The sequence below is a fragment of the Paraburkholderia sp. BCC1886 genome (assembly GCF_900996245.1).
Taxonomy (GTDB): domain Bacteria; phylum Pseudomonadota; class Gammaproteobacteria; order Burkholderiales; family Burkholderiaceae; genus Paraburkholderia.
This window is the reverse complement of sequence record NZ_CAAJGK010000052.1, coordinates 414,650-428,769: the sequence shown is the minus strand read 5'-3', so window position 1 is coordinate 428,769 and position 14,120 is coordinate 414,650. Positions and strand designations below refer to the sequence as shown.

The 14,120-nt window shown below is 65.5% G+C and carries 13 protein-coding genes; 11 read left to right on the top strand and 2 right to left on the bottom strand.

Annotation, left to right across the window (positions count from 1 at the left end; genetic code table 11):
• Positions 1-141 precede the first annotated feature (141 nt).
• The 3 genes from gspD to gspF are packed head-to-tail and all read left to right on the top strand — an operon-like array spanning position 142 to position 5,262.
• A complete protein-coding gene (gene gspD, locus FQ746_RS20050; protein WP_144111370.1) occupies positions 142-2,472 on the top strand; it encodes a type II secretion system secretin GspD in 2,331 nt (776 codons plus the stop codon).
• Entirely contained in the window at positions 2,469-4,040 is a 1,572-nt protein-coding gene (gspE, locus tag FQ746_RS20045) for a type II secretion system ATPase GspE (RefSeq protein WP_144111369.1), read from the top strand. Before gspD ends, gspE begins: the two co-directional genes overlap by 4 nt.
• A 4-nt stretch (positions 4,041-4,044) precedes the next feature.
• Positions 4,045-5,262, top strand: coding sequence for a type II secretion system inner membrane protein GspF (gspF, locus tag FQ746_RS20040; protein WP_144111368.1), 1,218 nt, complete (start codon positions 4,045-4,047; stop codon positions 5,260-5,262).
• Between the two features lie 75 nt (positions 5,263-5,337).
• On the opposite strand, the gene FQ746_RS20035 is transcribed toward gspF, so the two are convergent.
• Positions 5,338-5,751 (bottom strand): type II secretion system protein N, encoded by a 414-nt coding sequence (locus FQ746_RS20035; RefSeq protein WP_144111367.1) that lies wholly within the window; start codon positions 5,749-5,751, stop codon positions 5,338-5,340.
• Between the two features lie 158 nt (positions 5,752-5,909).
• On the opposite strand from FQ746_RS20035, the gene gspG reads away from it, so the two are divergent.
• From gspG to FQ746_RS19995, 8 genes are all read left to right on the top strand, one after another.
• The gene (gspG, locus tag FQ746_RS20030; protein WP_144111366.1) at positions 5,910-6,374 is read left to right on the top strand and encodes a type II secretion system major pseudopilin GspG; all 465 of its coding nucleotides are present in this window, start codon (positions 5,910-5,912) and stop codon (positions 6,372-6,374) included.
• 60 nt (positions 6,375-6,434) lie between these two features.
• A complete protein-coding gene (locus FQ746_RS20025; RefSeq protein ID WP_144111510.1) occupies positions 6,435-6,857 on the top strand; it encodes a GspH/FimT family pseudopilin in 423 nt (140 codons plus the stop codon).
• Position 6,858: 1 nt separating this feature from the next.
• Complete coding sequence (gspI, locus tag FQ746_RS20020) at positions 6,859-7,284, top strand: type II secretion system minor pseudopilin GspI (RefSeq protein ID WP_144111365.1); 426 nt, start codon at positions 6,859-6,861, stop codon at positions 7,282-7,284.
• On the top strand, positions 7,262-7,939 hold the full coding sequence (locus FQ746_RS20015; RefSeq protein WP_144111364.1) for a type II secretion system protein J: 678 nt from the start codon (positions 7,262-7,264) through the stop codon (positions 7,937-7,939). Before gspI ends, FQ746_RS20015 begins: the two co-directional genes overlap by 23 nt.
• Positions 7,940-8,563: 624 nt before the next feature.
• Complete coding sequence (gene gspK / locus FQ746_RS20010) at positions 8,564-9,628, top strand: type II secretion system minor pseudopilin GspK (RefSeq protein WP_260854119.1); 1,065 nt, start codon at positions 8,564-8,566, stop codon at positions 9,626-9,628.
• Positions 9,629-9,656: 28 nt separating this feature from the next.
• Positions 9,657-11,096 (top strand): type II secretion system protein GspL, encoded by a 1,440-nt coding sequence (gspL, locus tag FQ746_RS20005; protein ID WP_144111363.1) that lies wholly within the window; start codon positions 9,657-9,659, stop codon positions 11,094-11,096.
• Entirely contained in the window at positions 11,093-11,596 is a 504-nt protein-coding gene (locus tag FQ746_RS20000) for a type II secretion system protein M (RefSeq protein WP_144111362.1), read from the top strand. Before gspL ends, FQ746_RS20000 begins: the two co-directional genes overlap by 4 nt.
• A 22-nt stretch (positions 11,597-11,618) precedes the next feature.
• Positions 11,619-12,398 (top strand): type II secretion system protein N, encoded by a 780-nt coding sequence (locus tag FQ746_RS19995; protein ID WP_144111361.1) that lies wholly within the window; start codon positions 11,619-11,621, stop codon positions 12,396-12,398.
• 58 nt (positions 12,399-12,456) lie between these two features.
• On the opposite strand, the gene FQ746_RS19990 is transcribed toward FQ746_RS19995, so the two are convergent.
• Positions 12,457-14,016 (bottom strand): efflux transporter outer membrane subunit, encoded by a 1,560-nt coding sequence (locus FQ746_RS19990; protein ID WP_144111360.1) that lies wholly within the window; start codon positions 14,014-14,016, stop codon positions 12,457-12,459.
• Positions 14,017-14,120: the final 104 nt, after the last annotated feature.

Genomic DNA, 14,120 nt, shown 5'->3' with positions numbered 1-14,120 from the left:
GGTGGCCAGCTTCCGGGGCGATGTCCCCCCGCATAGCCAGCCGACGGACCACCAAGGCGGCTCGCTCCAATGTCCGCACGGCATGACCGTCGGCAGCTCGCGCTGCCGGCATCGAAACCTTATTCCATGAGAAGAAATCGTATGGCTTTGCGTCGAGTCGCAACGGCGCTGCTGGTGGCTGGATTGATCACCGCGCAGACAGCACAGGCACAGGTGACACTCAATTTCGTCAACGCCGACATCGACCAGGTGGCCAAGGCGATTGGCGCGGCGACGGGCAAGACCATCATCGTCGACCCCCGCGTCAAAGGTCAGTTGAATCTCGTATCGGAAAATTCGGTACCCGAGGATCAGGCGCTGAAGACGTTGCAGTCGGCCTTGCGCATGCAGGGTTTCGCGCTGGTGCAGGATCACGGCGTACTGAAAGTCGTGCCGGAAGCCGACGCCAAGCTGCAGGGCGTGCCCACCTACGTCGGCAATGCGCCGGTGGCGCGCGGCGACCAGATCGTCACGCAGGTGTTCGTGCTCAGGAACGAGTCGGCCAATAATCTGCTGCCGGTGCTGCGCCCGCTCATCTCGCCGAACAATACCGTGGCCGCGTACCCGGCCAACAATACGATCGTCGTCACCGATTACGCCGACAACGTCCGGCGCATCGCGCAAATCATCGCGGGCGTGGACACGGCAGCCGGCCAGTCGGTCGCGGTCGTGCAGTTGAAGAACGCGAACGCGCTCGACATCGCCACGCAAATGAACAAGATGCTGGACCCTGGCGCGATCGGCAGCACCGACGCGACGCTCAAGGTGTCCGTCACGGCCGATCCGCGCATCAATGCGCTGCTGATCCGCGCATCGAACGGCGGCCGTCTCGCCGCAGCGAAGGAACTGGCGAAGCAACTCGACGCCCCCACCACGATGCCCGGCAACATACACGTGGTGCCGCTGCGCAACGCGGACGCTACGCGTCTTGCGAAGACGCTGCGCGGCATGATGGGCAAGGGCGGCGACAGCGGCTCGTCGGGCAGCACGAGCGGAGCGAATTCGTTCAATCAGAACGGCGGCAGTTCAGGCGGCAATTCGACCGGCACGTCGGGCACCCCACCGTTGCCGTCGGGCGGTCTGAACAGCAGTTCGAGCGCGTCGCCGATGGGCGGCAGCAACGGCTCCTCCGGTTCGGGCGGCAATAACAGCGACTTCCTCGGCGGCGACAAGGACAAGAGCGACGACAGCCAGGGCGGCGGCATGATCCAGGCCGACGCCGCGACCAATTCGCTGATCATCACCGCGCCGGACGCCGTGTACCGCAACCTGCGGGCCGTGATCGACCAGCTGGACGCGCGCCGCGCGCAGGTTTATCTCGAAGCGCTGATCGTCGAACTGAACTCCAACACGAACGCCAATCTGGGCATTCAGTGGCAGGTCGCGAACAATTCGCTGATTGCCGGCACGAACCTGTCCACCGGTTCGAGCAACAGCATCATCAACCTGACGGCGACGGCCGCCGCAAATGCGGCGACCGGCGGTCTGGCCACTGCCGCCGCCGGTCTCCAGCAAGGCCTGAACGTCGGCTGGGTTCACAACGTGTTCGGCGTGCAGGGGCTCGGCGCCTTGCTGCAGGCGCTCTCGCAGACCGCCGACGCGAACGTGCTGTCCACGCCTAACCTCATCACGCTCGACAACGAAGAAGCCAAGATCGTGGTCGGTACCAACGTGCCGATCCAGACGGGCTCCTACTCGAACCTCACGAGCGGCACGACCAGCGCGGCGTTCAACACGTACGACCGCGTCGACGTCGGCCTGACGCTGCACGTCAAGCCGCAGATCACCGAAGGCGGCATTCTCAAGCTGCAGTTGTATACGGAAGACTCGGCGATCGTGAACGGCACGACCAACGCAACGACCAACCCGGCCGGCCCCGAATTCACCAAGCGCTCGATCCAGTCGACCGTGCTGGCCGACAACGGCGAGATCATCGTGCTGGGCGGCCTGATGCAGGACAACTATCAGGTCAGCAACAGCAAGGTGCCGCTGCTCGGCGACATTCCGTGGATCGGCCAGCTGTTCCGGTCGGAACAGAAAACGCGCGACAAGACCAACCTGATGGTGTTCCTGCGCCCGGTCATCATCACCGATCGTGCGACCGCGCAGGCCGTGACGGCGAACCGTTACGACTACATCCAGGGCGTGCAGGGTTCGTACAAGTCGGACAACAACCTGATCAAGGACAACGACGACCCGGTCATGCCGCCGATGCCGCTCGGCCCGAGCCAGGGTGGATCGCCCGCGATGAACCTGTTCGATCTCGACAGGATGCGCCGTCAGCAGGCAACGCCGCCCGCGTACCGCGTACCGGCGCCCGCTGCCAACGGTGGCGCGGTGCAAACCGATCCGGTGCAGGCTTACCCGGTGCCGTCGCAGGCTAATCCGGTGACGGTCACGCCGACTACGGCGTCTCCCGGAGTGCAGCCGTGAACACGCCTTACACGCCGCCGTCGCCCTCCTCTGCGGGCCGCGGCGCGTCCGCATCGGCCGCGGGACCGGCTGCCGGCTCGGCTGCCGGCTCGGTCGCCGGGGAAACCGTGGAACGCGCTGCGCCGTCCGCCGTCGCCGCGCGTCTGATTCCGTACGGCTTTGCCCGCACCGGCCAGATCCTGGTCGCGCAGCAGCACGCCGACAGCCTCGAAGTGTGGATCAGCGAACGCACCAGCGACGCGGCGCTGGCGGAAATCGCCCGCAACTTCGGTGCGCTGTCGGTCGTGCGTCTGCCGGCCGACGAGTTGTCGCAGGCGATCAACCAGGCCTATGCGCGCCAGGACGGCAGCGCGGCGCAAGTGGTCGGCGAAGTGGAAGGCGAAGTCGATCTGTCGCGTCTGATGCAGGACATTCCCGAGGTCGAGGATCTGCTCGAGTCGGAAGACGACGCGCCGATCATCCGCATGATCAATGCGCTGCTCACGCAAGCCGCGCGCGAACAGGCATCGGACATTCACATCGAACCGTTCGAAACGTCGTCGGTGGTGCGTTTTCGTGTCGACGGCACGCTGCGCGACGTCGTGCGGCCGAAGAAAGCGCTGCACGGCGCGCTGATTTCGCGCATCAAGATCATGGCGCAGCTCGATATCGCCGAGAAGCGTTTGCCGCAGGACGGCCGCATCACGCTGCGCGTCGGCGGCCGGCCGGTCGACGTGCGCGTGTCGACGCTGCCCACCGGTCACGGCGAACGTGCGGTGCTGCGTCTGCTGGAAAAAGACGCTTCGCGGCTGAACCTCGAAGCACTCGGCATGGCGCCGGACACGCTCGTCAAATTCGACAAGCTGATCGGCAAACCGCACGGCATCGTGCTGGTGACCGGTCCGACCGGCTCGGGCAAGACGACCACGCTGTACGCGTCGATGTCGCGGCTCGAAACCGCCACCACCAACATCATGACGGTGGAAGACCCGATCGAATACGACCTCTCCGGCATCGGCCAGACGCAGGTCAACGAGCGGATCGGCATGAGCTTCGCGCGGGCGCTGCGCTCGATTCTGCGGCAGGACCCGGACATCATCATGATCGGTGAAATCCGCGACCTCGAAACCGCGCAGATCGCGGTGCAGGCGTCGCTGACGGGTCACCTCGTGCTGGCCACGCTGCATACCAACGACGCCGCTTCGGCCGTCACGCGTCTGACCGACATGGGCGTCGAGCCGTACCTGCTCGCGTCGTCGCTGCTCGGCGTGCTGGCGCAGCGGCTGGTGCGCCGGCTGTGTCCGGTGTGCCGCGAAGAGCGTGTCGAAGAAGACGGCAGCGTGCGCTGGCATCCGGTCGGCTGCGAGCGTTGCGGCCATTCCGGTTATGCGGGACGGCGCGGGGTGTACGAACTGCTGCTGATCGACGACGAGATCCGTGCCCTTGTCCATCGCAACGCTTCCGACGCGGAGATTCTCACGTCGGGCCGCGCGCAGGGCATGCGCACATTGCGGGAAGATTCGGATCGCTGGCTGGCCTCCGGACTCACCTCGCTCGAAGAAGTGATACGTGTGACGGGCGGAGCGTAAGCGAATGCCGGCATTTCGTTTCGAAGCCATCGATGCGGCGGGCAAGGCGCAAAAAGGCGTGCTCGACGCGGACAGCGCGCGCGGCGCGCGCACCAACCTGCGCTCGCAGGGACTGACGCCGCTCGTCGTCGAACCCGCGGCGACGCGGACGCGCGGCGAACGCAATCAGCGTTTGTCGCTCGGCCGTCGTCTGTCGCAACGCGAGCAGGCCATTCTGACGCGACAACTGGCCAGTCTGCTGATTGCCGGCTTGCCGCTCGACGAAGCGCTCGCGGTGCTGACCGAGCAATCGGAGCGCGACTACATTCGCGAACTGATGGCGTCGATTCGTGCGGAAGTGCTCGGCGGCCATTCGCTCGCGAATGCGCTGACGCAGCATCCCCGCGATTTCCCCGAGATTTATCGCGCGCTGGTGGCCGCCGGTGAACATACCGGCAAGCTCGGCCTCGTGCTCTCGCGGCTTGCCGACTACATCGAGCAACGCAACGCGCTCAAGCAGAAGATCGTGCTCGCGTTCACGTACCCGGGCATCGTCACGCTCATCGCGTTCGGCATCGTCACGTTTCTTTTGAGTTATGTCGTGCCGCAAGTGGTCAACGTGTTCGCCAGTTCCAAGCAGCAACTGCCGATTCTGACCGTGATGATGATGGCGCTCTCCGCTTTCGTGCGGAACTGGTGGTGGGCCGTGCTGATCGGCGTGGTCGTGATCGCGTACCTGGTGCGCTCGATTCTGCGGCAACCCGGCCCGCGTCTCGCGTTCGATCGCTGGCTCCTGACCGCCCCGCTACTCGGCAAGCTCGTGCGCGGCTATAACACGGTGCGCTTTGCCAGCACGCTCGGCATTCTCACCGCAGCAGGCGTGCCGATTCTGCGCGCGCTGCAGGCCGCCGCCGAGACGCTCAGCAACAAGGCGATGCGCGAGAACATCGACGACGCGATCGTGCGGGTGCGCGAAGGCACGTCGCTGTCGCGCGCGCTCGGCAACACCAGGACGTTTCCGCCGGTGCTGGTTCATTTGATCCGTTCGGGCGAAGCGACGGGCGACGTGACCACGATGCTCGATCGTGCGGCCGATGGCGAAGCACGCGAACTGGAGCGGCGCACGATGTTCCTGACGAGCCTGCTCGAGCCGTTGCTGATTCTGGCGATGGGGGGCGTGGTGCTGGTGATCGTGCTGGCGGTGATGCTGCCGATCATCGAGTTGAACAACCTGGTGCAGTAGTTGGGTCGGCAGTTGGGCGAGTAGCGCGGCTTGCGGCGCTCGCTCGAAGCGAGCCGCGCCGCAGCCGGTTTTGCTTTAGCGCACGTAGATCGTGGGACCGGCGGGATTGGCGGGCAGAAAGACTTCGGAATGCGCGCCGTTGCGGTCGATGATGATGGAGCGGGGGCGGACTTCGGAGAGTTTGGCGCCTTGCATGAGCGCGCTGCCGAGCGAGACCGCATGCGGCGGTTCACCGCCGACGCTGACGATGGCCGCCGCGCCACCGCTCAAAGCGAGGATACCGAACAGATGCACGTCCTGGTTCGCGCTGCGGGTGAGTTGACCGCCGAACAGCGTGGCGGCCTGGTCGGTCGACACCTGCGCATGCGCGGCTGCGGCCGGCAACGGTGCGCCCGACAGCGCGGAAAGAGTGATGACCCAGTAGGTCAGCGTCGCGCAAAAAACGGCGAAGAGCGCGAGCGACAGAAGGCGGATTTGGATGGCGTTCATGCGCCGTATTGTACGGACTATTGTGAAAATTGCGTTGGGTTGAAGCCCTTCAACTGCATGACATTAAAATGACCGCCCGAACGTGTTCAATGGCAACCTGTCTGCCGGAACGCGCCAACGGCCGATCGAAAATTTCACCTGAAAAGAGGTAGCAAGCTATGCAAGTGTCGACCATTCGCCGTACTGAGATCGCGAGGCCGAAGAGCCGTCTTCAGCGCGGCTTTACGCTGATCGAAGTCATGGTCGTGATCGCGATTCTGGGGATTCTCGCCGCGCTGATCGTGCCGAAGATCATGAGCCGGCCGGACGAGGCGCGACGCGTCGCCGCCAAGCAGGACATCGGCACGGTGATGCAGGCGCTCAAACTTTACCGGCTGGATAACGGCCGCTATCCGACGCAGGAGCAAGGCCTGCGCGCGCTGATCGAAAAGCCGGCGACGGACCCGGTGCCGGGCAACTGGAAAGACGGCGGTTACCTCGAGCGTCTGCCGAACGATCCGTGGGGCAATGGCTATCAGTATCTGAATCCGGGTGTGCATGGCGACATCGACGTGTTCAGTTACGGCGCCGATGGCAAAGCCGGCGGCGAAGGCAACGACGCCGACGTCGGATCCTGGCAGTAAGGCGTGAAGCACGTGCGCCGACGCGGGGCCGCGCGGGCAGCGGGTTTTACGCTGCTCGAAATGATGGTGGTGCTGGTGATCGTCGGCATTCTGATCTCGGTCACCACGCTCACGATGACGCGCAATCCCCGCACCGATCTGAACGAGGAGGCGCAGCGTCTCGCGTTGCTGTTCGAGTCGGCGGGCGACGAAGCGCAGGTGCGCGCACGGCCCATTGCATGGCAGCCGTTCGAGGGCGGCTTCCGTTTCGATATGCATACCGAAGACGGCTGGCGTCCGTTGCGCGACGACCTGCTCGGCGCGCGCAGATGGGAAGGCGGTGTGACGGGGGTGACGATCAGCTATCCGGGTTCGGATACGCATCCGAGCCGCATGGTATTCGGCACCGAGGCGATCGACGTGCCGGTGCGGGTCACGCTGTTTTCGTCGGTGGGAAGCGCGACCATTGTCGGCACGGGCAGCGGTCGTTATGAGGTGCATTGAGATGCAGGGTGTGGCAAGCGCGGGAGCCCGTGCGGGTGTCGGCGCGAAACGCGCGTCGCAGCAGGGTTTTACGATGATCGAGGTGCTGGTGGCGCTGGCGATCATTGCGATTGCGCTGGCTGCGTCGTTGCGTGCGGTGGGGAGTCTGGCGAGCGGCGAGGCCGATTTGCATCAGCGCCTGCTGGCGGGATGGAGCGCGGACAATACGTTGGCGCGCTTGCATCTGGCGCGCGCGTGGCCGGACATTGGCTCGTCGAGCTTCGACTGTTCGCAGGGCAATTTGCAGTTGATCTGTACGGAGCATGTGACGTCCACGCCGAATCCTGTGTTCCGGCGAGTGGAAGTGATGGTGACGACGCCGGGGCGTTCCGGCAATCTGGCGCAGATGGTGACGGTGGTCGCGAATGAAAACAACCGTTCGCTCTGAGCGTCGCCACCGCGATGGTGTGCGTGGTTTCACGCTGATCGAGCTGCTGGTCGCGATTGCGATTCTGGCGGTGATTGCGGTGTTGTCCTGGCGGGGGCTCGACCAGATTATTCGCGGGCGGCAGACCATTACGAACGCGATGGAAGAGGAGCGCGTGTTTGCGCAGGTGTTCGATCAGATGCGGATCGATGCGCGGCAGGCGGCTTCCGACGATGAGTCGGAGCAGGCGGCGATATCGATTGCTGGCGGGATGTTGCAGATCGTGCGGGAGCTGTCTTTACCGGGGACGGCACCGCGATTGCAGGTGGTGCGGTATCGGGTGTCCGATGGACGGGTGATCCGGTATGCGTCGCCGCCGTTGGGGAACGTGGGTGAATTGCGGGCGGCGCTGCGCGGTGGTGAGGGGGATGGGTGGACGGCGGTGCCGTTGATGGGTGGGGTGGTTTCCATTTCTGCCCGGCTGTATGTGCCCAAGGTGGGATGGACCTCGCAGATGAAGGATGTGCAGAAGGCGATTACCGAGAACGTTAATAATCTTAAGGTTCCCCAGTTGGGGAATGCGCCGTTGCCGCGGTCTGTTACCGGGGTCGAGGTGAGTGTGGGGGCGAGGGGGTTGGCGCGCAACGTGACTCGGGTTTTTCTTGTCGGGGAGTGAGGTGATGGCTGGCTTTTTGTCTCCGCGACGCGGTTTTTTTGTGGTGCTTTTGTGGTGGTGCCTTTCCTTGTTTTGCTCTCGGTCTATTAGCGTTCCCCCTGTGCGGGGGGGCACCTACTTTTCTTTGCCGCCGCAAAGAAAAGTAGGCAAAAGAAAGCGGCTCACACCGCTAATTCTTAAGCGGGAACCGCGGCATTTCTTTGGTAGTGGTGCATCTGGAATCCGTGCCCTCGCACATTCGATGTTCGTGACAAAGCACTCATCAGCTCCGGCGGCGCTGCGCGCGCCGAGGGGCATAACCGGCGGGGTGGCTGGTCGTTCCCTGGCCGAGGCGAAGCCGACGGCCGGCATGCATACCTTTCCGGCGAGCGCGAAGCGCGAGTCGGGAAGGATGACTGCTGTGTCACTGTCGTGGAGTGTGCGATGACACGGATTCCAGATGCACCACTACCAAGGAAAGGCCACGGTTCCCGCTTAATGGTTAGCGGTTTGAGCCCGCTTTCTTTTGCCTACTTTTCTTTGCGGCGGCAAAGAAAAGTAGGTGCCCCCCCGCACAGGGGGAACGCCAATAGACCACTAACACAACAAGGAAAGGCCAAAAAGCCAGACCAACGAGGCGTAGCCATAATCAGCGCCCTATTAGTCGTAGCCCTATCGGCAATCCTGGTCTCCGGCATGCTCTGGCGCCAGCAAGTCCAAATCCGAAGAATAGAAAACCAGCGCCTCCTCTCCCAGGCCCAATGGGTCTCCCGCGGAGCGCTAGACTGGACCCGCCTGATCCTCCGCTCCGAAGGCGACACCTCGGCGGGCATCACCTATCTGGGCGGCCTCTGGGGCGTCCCCATCGCCAAAACCCGTCTCTCCGATTTCCTCGGCCAGATCGGCGAAGTCCGCGCCCAGGAAGGCGCCGCCACCTACCTGTCAGGCTCGATAGAAGACGCCCAATCCAAATTCAACCTGCGCAACCTGATCCTGAGCCCCGCGCCAGGCGTCCTGCAACTGAACATCTCGCAGATCGGCGCCTACCAGCGCCTCCTGGTCTCGCTCGGCGTCAACAGCCAACTGGCGCAAACCACCGCCGTGCAACTGCGCGCCAGTCTCGCGCAATCGGCCACCCGCTTCCAGACCAGCACCACGACGACAACAACCAGCACGACCAGCACGACAACAGCCGCCACCTCGCAACCCATCCAGGGCGGCGGCACCGGCGGCGGCTTCAGCAACAACCCCGGTATCGAAGACGGCGACGACCGCGCAGCGCACGCCCCCCTGCAAATGATCAGCGTCGACTCGCTCCTCGACGTCCCCGGCTATACCCCGGAAATGGTCGCGCGCCTGCGCCCGTTCGTCACCGTCCTGCCGACCACCACGGCGCTCAACATGAACACGGCATCGGCCGAAGTCATCGCGGCCATCGTGCCCGGTATGAGCCTGTCGTCCGCGCAATCCTTCGTGGCGAGCCGCACCACCGTGTTCTTCCATAACGTCGGCGACGTCCAGCTGGCATTGACCGGCTCCGGCGTCCAGCAGGTGGCAATCGACCCGAGCGAAATGGACGTCACCACGAACTACTTCCTGATCCACGGCCGGGTCGAGCACGAACGCGCCGAAGTGGATCGCACCACCCTCGTCTATCGCGACGCATTGACTCACACTACGCGTATCGTGCGAGTCCAAGACCAACTATGAACAACGCCTTTCCCAAAGAGAGTGGCCTTTGAGCACGCTGATCGTCCTACTTCCGCCGCGTGATCCGGCGGTGCCATCGCAGGAATGGCAACTGCCGGAGCTGCCCTTCGTGCTGCTCGACAAGTCGGGCCGCACCCAGCGCGCCGGCCGTTCGGCGCTCGCGCTGCTGCCGCGCGCGTCGTCCACGGTGCTGATGGTCGCCGCGCGCGACCTGCTGATGATGCCGGCCAAACTGCCGCCGCTACGAGGCCCGCGGCTGCGCCAGGCGCTCCCCAATATCGTCGAGGATCAGCTGATCCAGGACCCGCAAACCTGCCACATCGCCGTCGATCCGCAAGCGCTCGCAGGCGGCCGGCAGTTGCTCGCCATCGTCGATCGCGGCTGGTTCCGCTTCATCTGCGAAGCGTTCGCGCAGGCCGGCCATCGCAGCCTGCGCGCAGTGCCGGTCACGCGTTGTCTGCCGCAAACGCAGGCGCTGTCGCCCGATACGCCCGCCGAAGTCGCCGAGACCGTCAACGCCGGTGAGCCCGCGCTGGCCGGCGCGGCAGGCCCGGCGACAGTCGCGACGTCGTTGCCCGGCATTGCACCGGTCGTCGCGCCCGGCGTGGCCGCAATCGTGCCGATGGTGGCCGCCGTGCTCGGCGCCGTCGTGCAAACCGCACCCGCCATGCTGCTGGAAGGCGCGGTCGAGCGCCCGCAAGACACGAGCGGCGTGCCGCGCGTCGAACTGGCGATCGCCCGCGGCGTGCAGGGCGAAGGCCTGGCCGTGCCGGCCAGCGCCGTGAATTCCACGCTCGCCGCGTTGGGCGGTGCGGCGTCCGTCTCGCTCTACATGCTGACCGAAGTGCCCGGCAACGAGCCGAGCCTCGGCACGACCAGCCCGGCCCGGCTCGCCGCTCATGTACACGGCGCGAGCCCGCTGCCCTTCGAACAGCTCGCGCGCCGCGCGCTCGAATGCCGTTTCGACCTGTGCCAGTTCGAGTTCGCGTCGCAACCGTGGCGCCTCGACCGCGCGACGCTGCGGCGCTTGCGTCTGCCGGTCATGCTGGCGGTGGGCGCGCTGGTCATCGCGATCATCGGCGCGAACGTGCAGTGGATCATGCTCGCGCGCCAACGCGACGCGATCAACACGCAGATGACGGAACTGCTGCTCAACACCTTCCCGAAGACGACGGTCGTGCTGGATGCGCCCGACCAGATGTCGCGCCAGTTGCAGCAGTTGCGGGTCGCGGCGGGCGAGTTGTCGCCGGACGACTTCCTGTCGCTCGCCGACGGTCTCGCGCGCTCGCTGCCGCCGGTGCCCGTCAACGGCATTGCGGCGCTCGACTATCACGACCGGCGACTCGACGTGACCTTCAAGCCGGAAGTCAAACTGGATGCCGGCTTCGCCCAGCGTCTCGCGCGTAACGGCTTGAGCGGCGCGATCGACAGCAACACCGGCAAGTGGACCATCAGGAACGGACAATGAAAGCTCAACTCGCTCAAACATGGGCCGGATTCTGGGACCAGCGCACCGAGCGCGAAAAGATGCTGCTGACGTGGGGCGGCGGCGCACTGGCGCTGATCATCGCGTGGACGGTGTTGTGGGCGCCGGCGCAGGAAGGCCGCACGCATCTGCGGGAATCGCTGCCGGGCTTGCAGCGGCAGTTGGCGCAGATGACCGCGGAGTCCAACGAGGCACGTCAGTTGTCGGCGGCCTCGCAAGGCGTCGCGCCGACCGGCGCCGCGCTCAAGGACGCGCTCACGGCGTCGCTCGGCGATCACGGGCTGGCCGCGACTCAGGTGCAGGTCATCGGTAACGCGGTGCAGATCCAGATGAAGAACGCGTCGTTCCCTGCCTGGACCGCGTGGGTCGACGACGCCCGCAAGCAGTTCAAGGTGCAGGTGGCCGAGGCGCATCTGAGCGCGCTGAAGGAAGACGGCCAGGTGGATCTGACGGCGTCGTTGCAGCCGTCCACCGCGAAATGAGCGCGCCGCTACAGGATCTCGCATGACTTACTGGATGCGGCGCGCACGCGCCGCGCTGCCCTGGCTGATCGTCGCGGTGGTGTCGGCGGCGGTGGTGATGGTGGCCTTGCTGCCGGCGGCCTGGATTACGCCACAATTCGCGAAACACACGCGCGGTCACGTGAATCTGGTCGATCCGGCCGGCTCGCTCTGGCACGGTTCGGCCACGCTGATGCTGGCCGCGGGCTCGGACATGAGCGCGGCGACGCTGCTGCCCGGTCGCATCGAATGGCGCACGGCTTTCTGGCCGCTGTTCACCGGACGCGTCCGCATGACGATGCTGCATAGCGAAGCCATGCCGCAGCCGATTACCCTCGACGCCACGCCGCGTGGCGCGACGGTATCGGCGGGTGCGATCGCGGTGCCGGCGTCGCTGCTGAGCGGGCTGGGCGCGCCGTTCAATACGCTCGACTTGCAGGGCGACGTGCGGCTGTCGTGGTCGGACTGGCGCAGCTTCAACCGCGAAGCGTTCGGCCAGATGACCGTGACGCTGAACGATGTCAGTTCGCGGGTCTCGCTCGTCAAACCGCTGGGCTCGTACCGGCTGCTGTTTCAGGCGCAGGGGGTCACTTCCGCGCTGGATCTGTCGACCTTCAAGGGCCCGCTGCGGTTGAACGGGACCGGTACGGTGTCACCGGCCTCCATGTCGTTTCACGGCACCGCGAGCGCCGATCCGCAAGCGCGCGATAACCTGGCCGGCCTGCTGAATCTGCTCGGACGGCCGAGCGGGCCGGATACGGTGGCGCTGACTTTCGTGCATTGAAACCCGCGGCTAGCGAGCGGGTTCAAAGTCGGGAGCCGGGACACAGGCTCCCGGTCGCCTAGTTACTCGTCGCCTGCGCCGACGGCGCGTCGTTTCGTGCAACCGGCGCGGCGACGTCACCCGTCTCGCGATTCATTTGAGACGCGTCCCAGCCGCCACCCAGCGCCTTCACCAGACCCACCGACGAGACCATCCGCTGGCCGGCGATGTTTTCCAGCTTCTGCTGCGCGGTGAACGCGGTGGTCTGCGCGGTCAACACGTTGAGAAAAGGCACCGTGCCGGCCTTGTACTCGTTCGTGACGATGTCGAGCGCCTGGCGCGCCGAATCGACTGCCTGCTGCTGCACGACGATCTCCTGCGCAAGGATGCGCTGCGACGCGAGATTGTCTTCGACGTCCTGGAACGCGGTCAGCACCGTTTGACGATAGGTGGCGACGTTTTCGTCGTAGGTGGCGCGCGCTGCTTCGGTCTGCGCCTGACGCAAGCCCGCGTCGAACAGAGTCGCGGCGAGTTGCGGGCCGAGCGTCCAGAAGCGTGACGGCGCGGTGAGCAGTTGCGAGAACACCGAGTTTTCGAAGCCACCCGACGCCGACAAGGTCAGCGACGGAAAGAATGCGGCGATCGCGACGCCGATCTGCTCGTTGGCCGCCGCGGCCTTGCGTTCCGCCGAGGCGATGTCGGGCCGCCGCTCGAGTAGTGCGGAGGGCATCTGCGCCGGCACCGTGGGCGGCGTGGCGGTGAGCGGACTGGGCGGAATCGAGAACGTCGAAGCCGGTTCGCCGACCAGCACGGCGATGGCGTGCTCGTCCTGAGCGCGCTGCACGCCGTTGTCGATAGCCGACGCCTGCGCCGATTGCAGTTGCGTCTGCGCCTGAATCACGTCCGAGCGCGCCGCGACACCCACCGCATACTGGTTTTGCGTGAGTTGCAGCGAGCGCTGGTAGGCCGCGACGGTGTCGTCGAGCAGCTTCTGGGTGGAGTCGAGCGCGCGCAGCGAAAACCAGGTTTGCGCGAGCGTGGCCTGGGCCGACAGCCGCGCGTTCGCCAGATCGGCGGCAGCACCCTGCTGACCGGCTTTCTGCGCATTCACCGAGCGCGTGACCGAGCCCCACAGATCGGGTTCCCAGCTCGCATCCAGGCCGAGGTTGAAACTATTGCTGATGCCGGAGCGGCTCGTCGACGTCGTCCCGTTGCCGCCCGACGAATTGCCGTTGCCCGATCGCGTGGCCGCCGCCGAGATGCCGACGGTCGGGAAATACGCTGCCCGCGCCTCGCCGACCAGCGCGCGTGCCTGCCGATAGGCGGCCGCGTACTGGGCGACGGTCTGGTTCGCGGTATTCAGCTTGTTCTGCAGCGCGTCGAGTTGCGGGTCCTGGTAGATGTTCCACCAGTCGCCCCGGTCTTCCCGATCCGCGGGTTGGGCGACTTTCCAGCCCGGCGCGGCTTCCTTATACGAAGCGGGGATGCTCGCGGCGGGTCGCTGATAGTTGGGGCCGACCGCGCAACCGGCGAGGGTCATACATGCGGTCACGCACGCGGTAGTACACGCGGTGGTGATCGCCAGAGTCAGGGCGCGAGGCGCAAGTCTCCGCGCGCGCGCGATTCGAACAGACTGCATGCAATGGATTCCTTCAGGACGCCGCGGGGCCGCTGCGAGGCGGCAGCCCAGGCCGGGCGAGATCGTAGGTCTGCCGGCATGTTAGCGCATGGACCCGCGCGGTT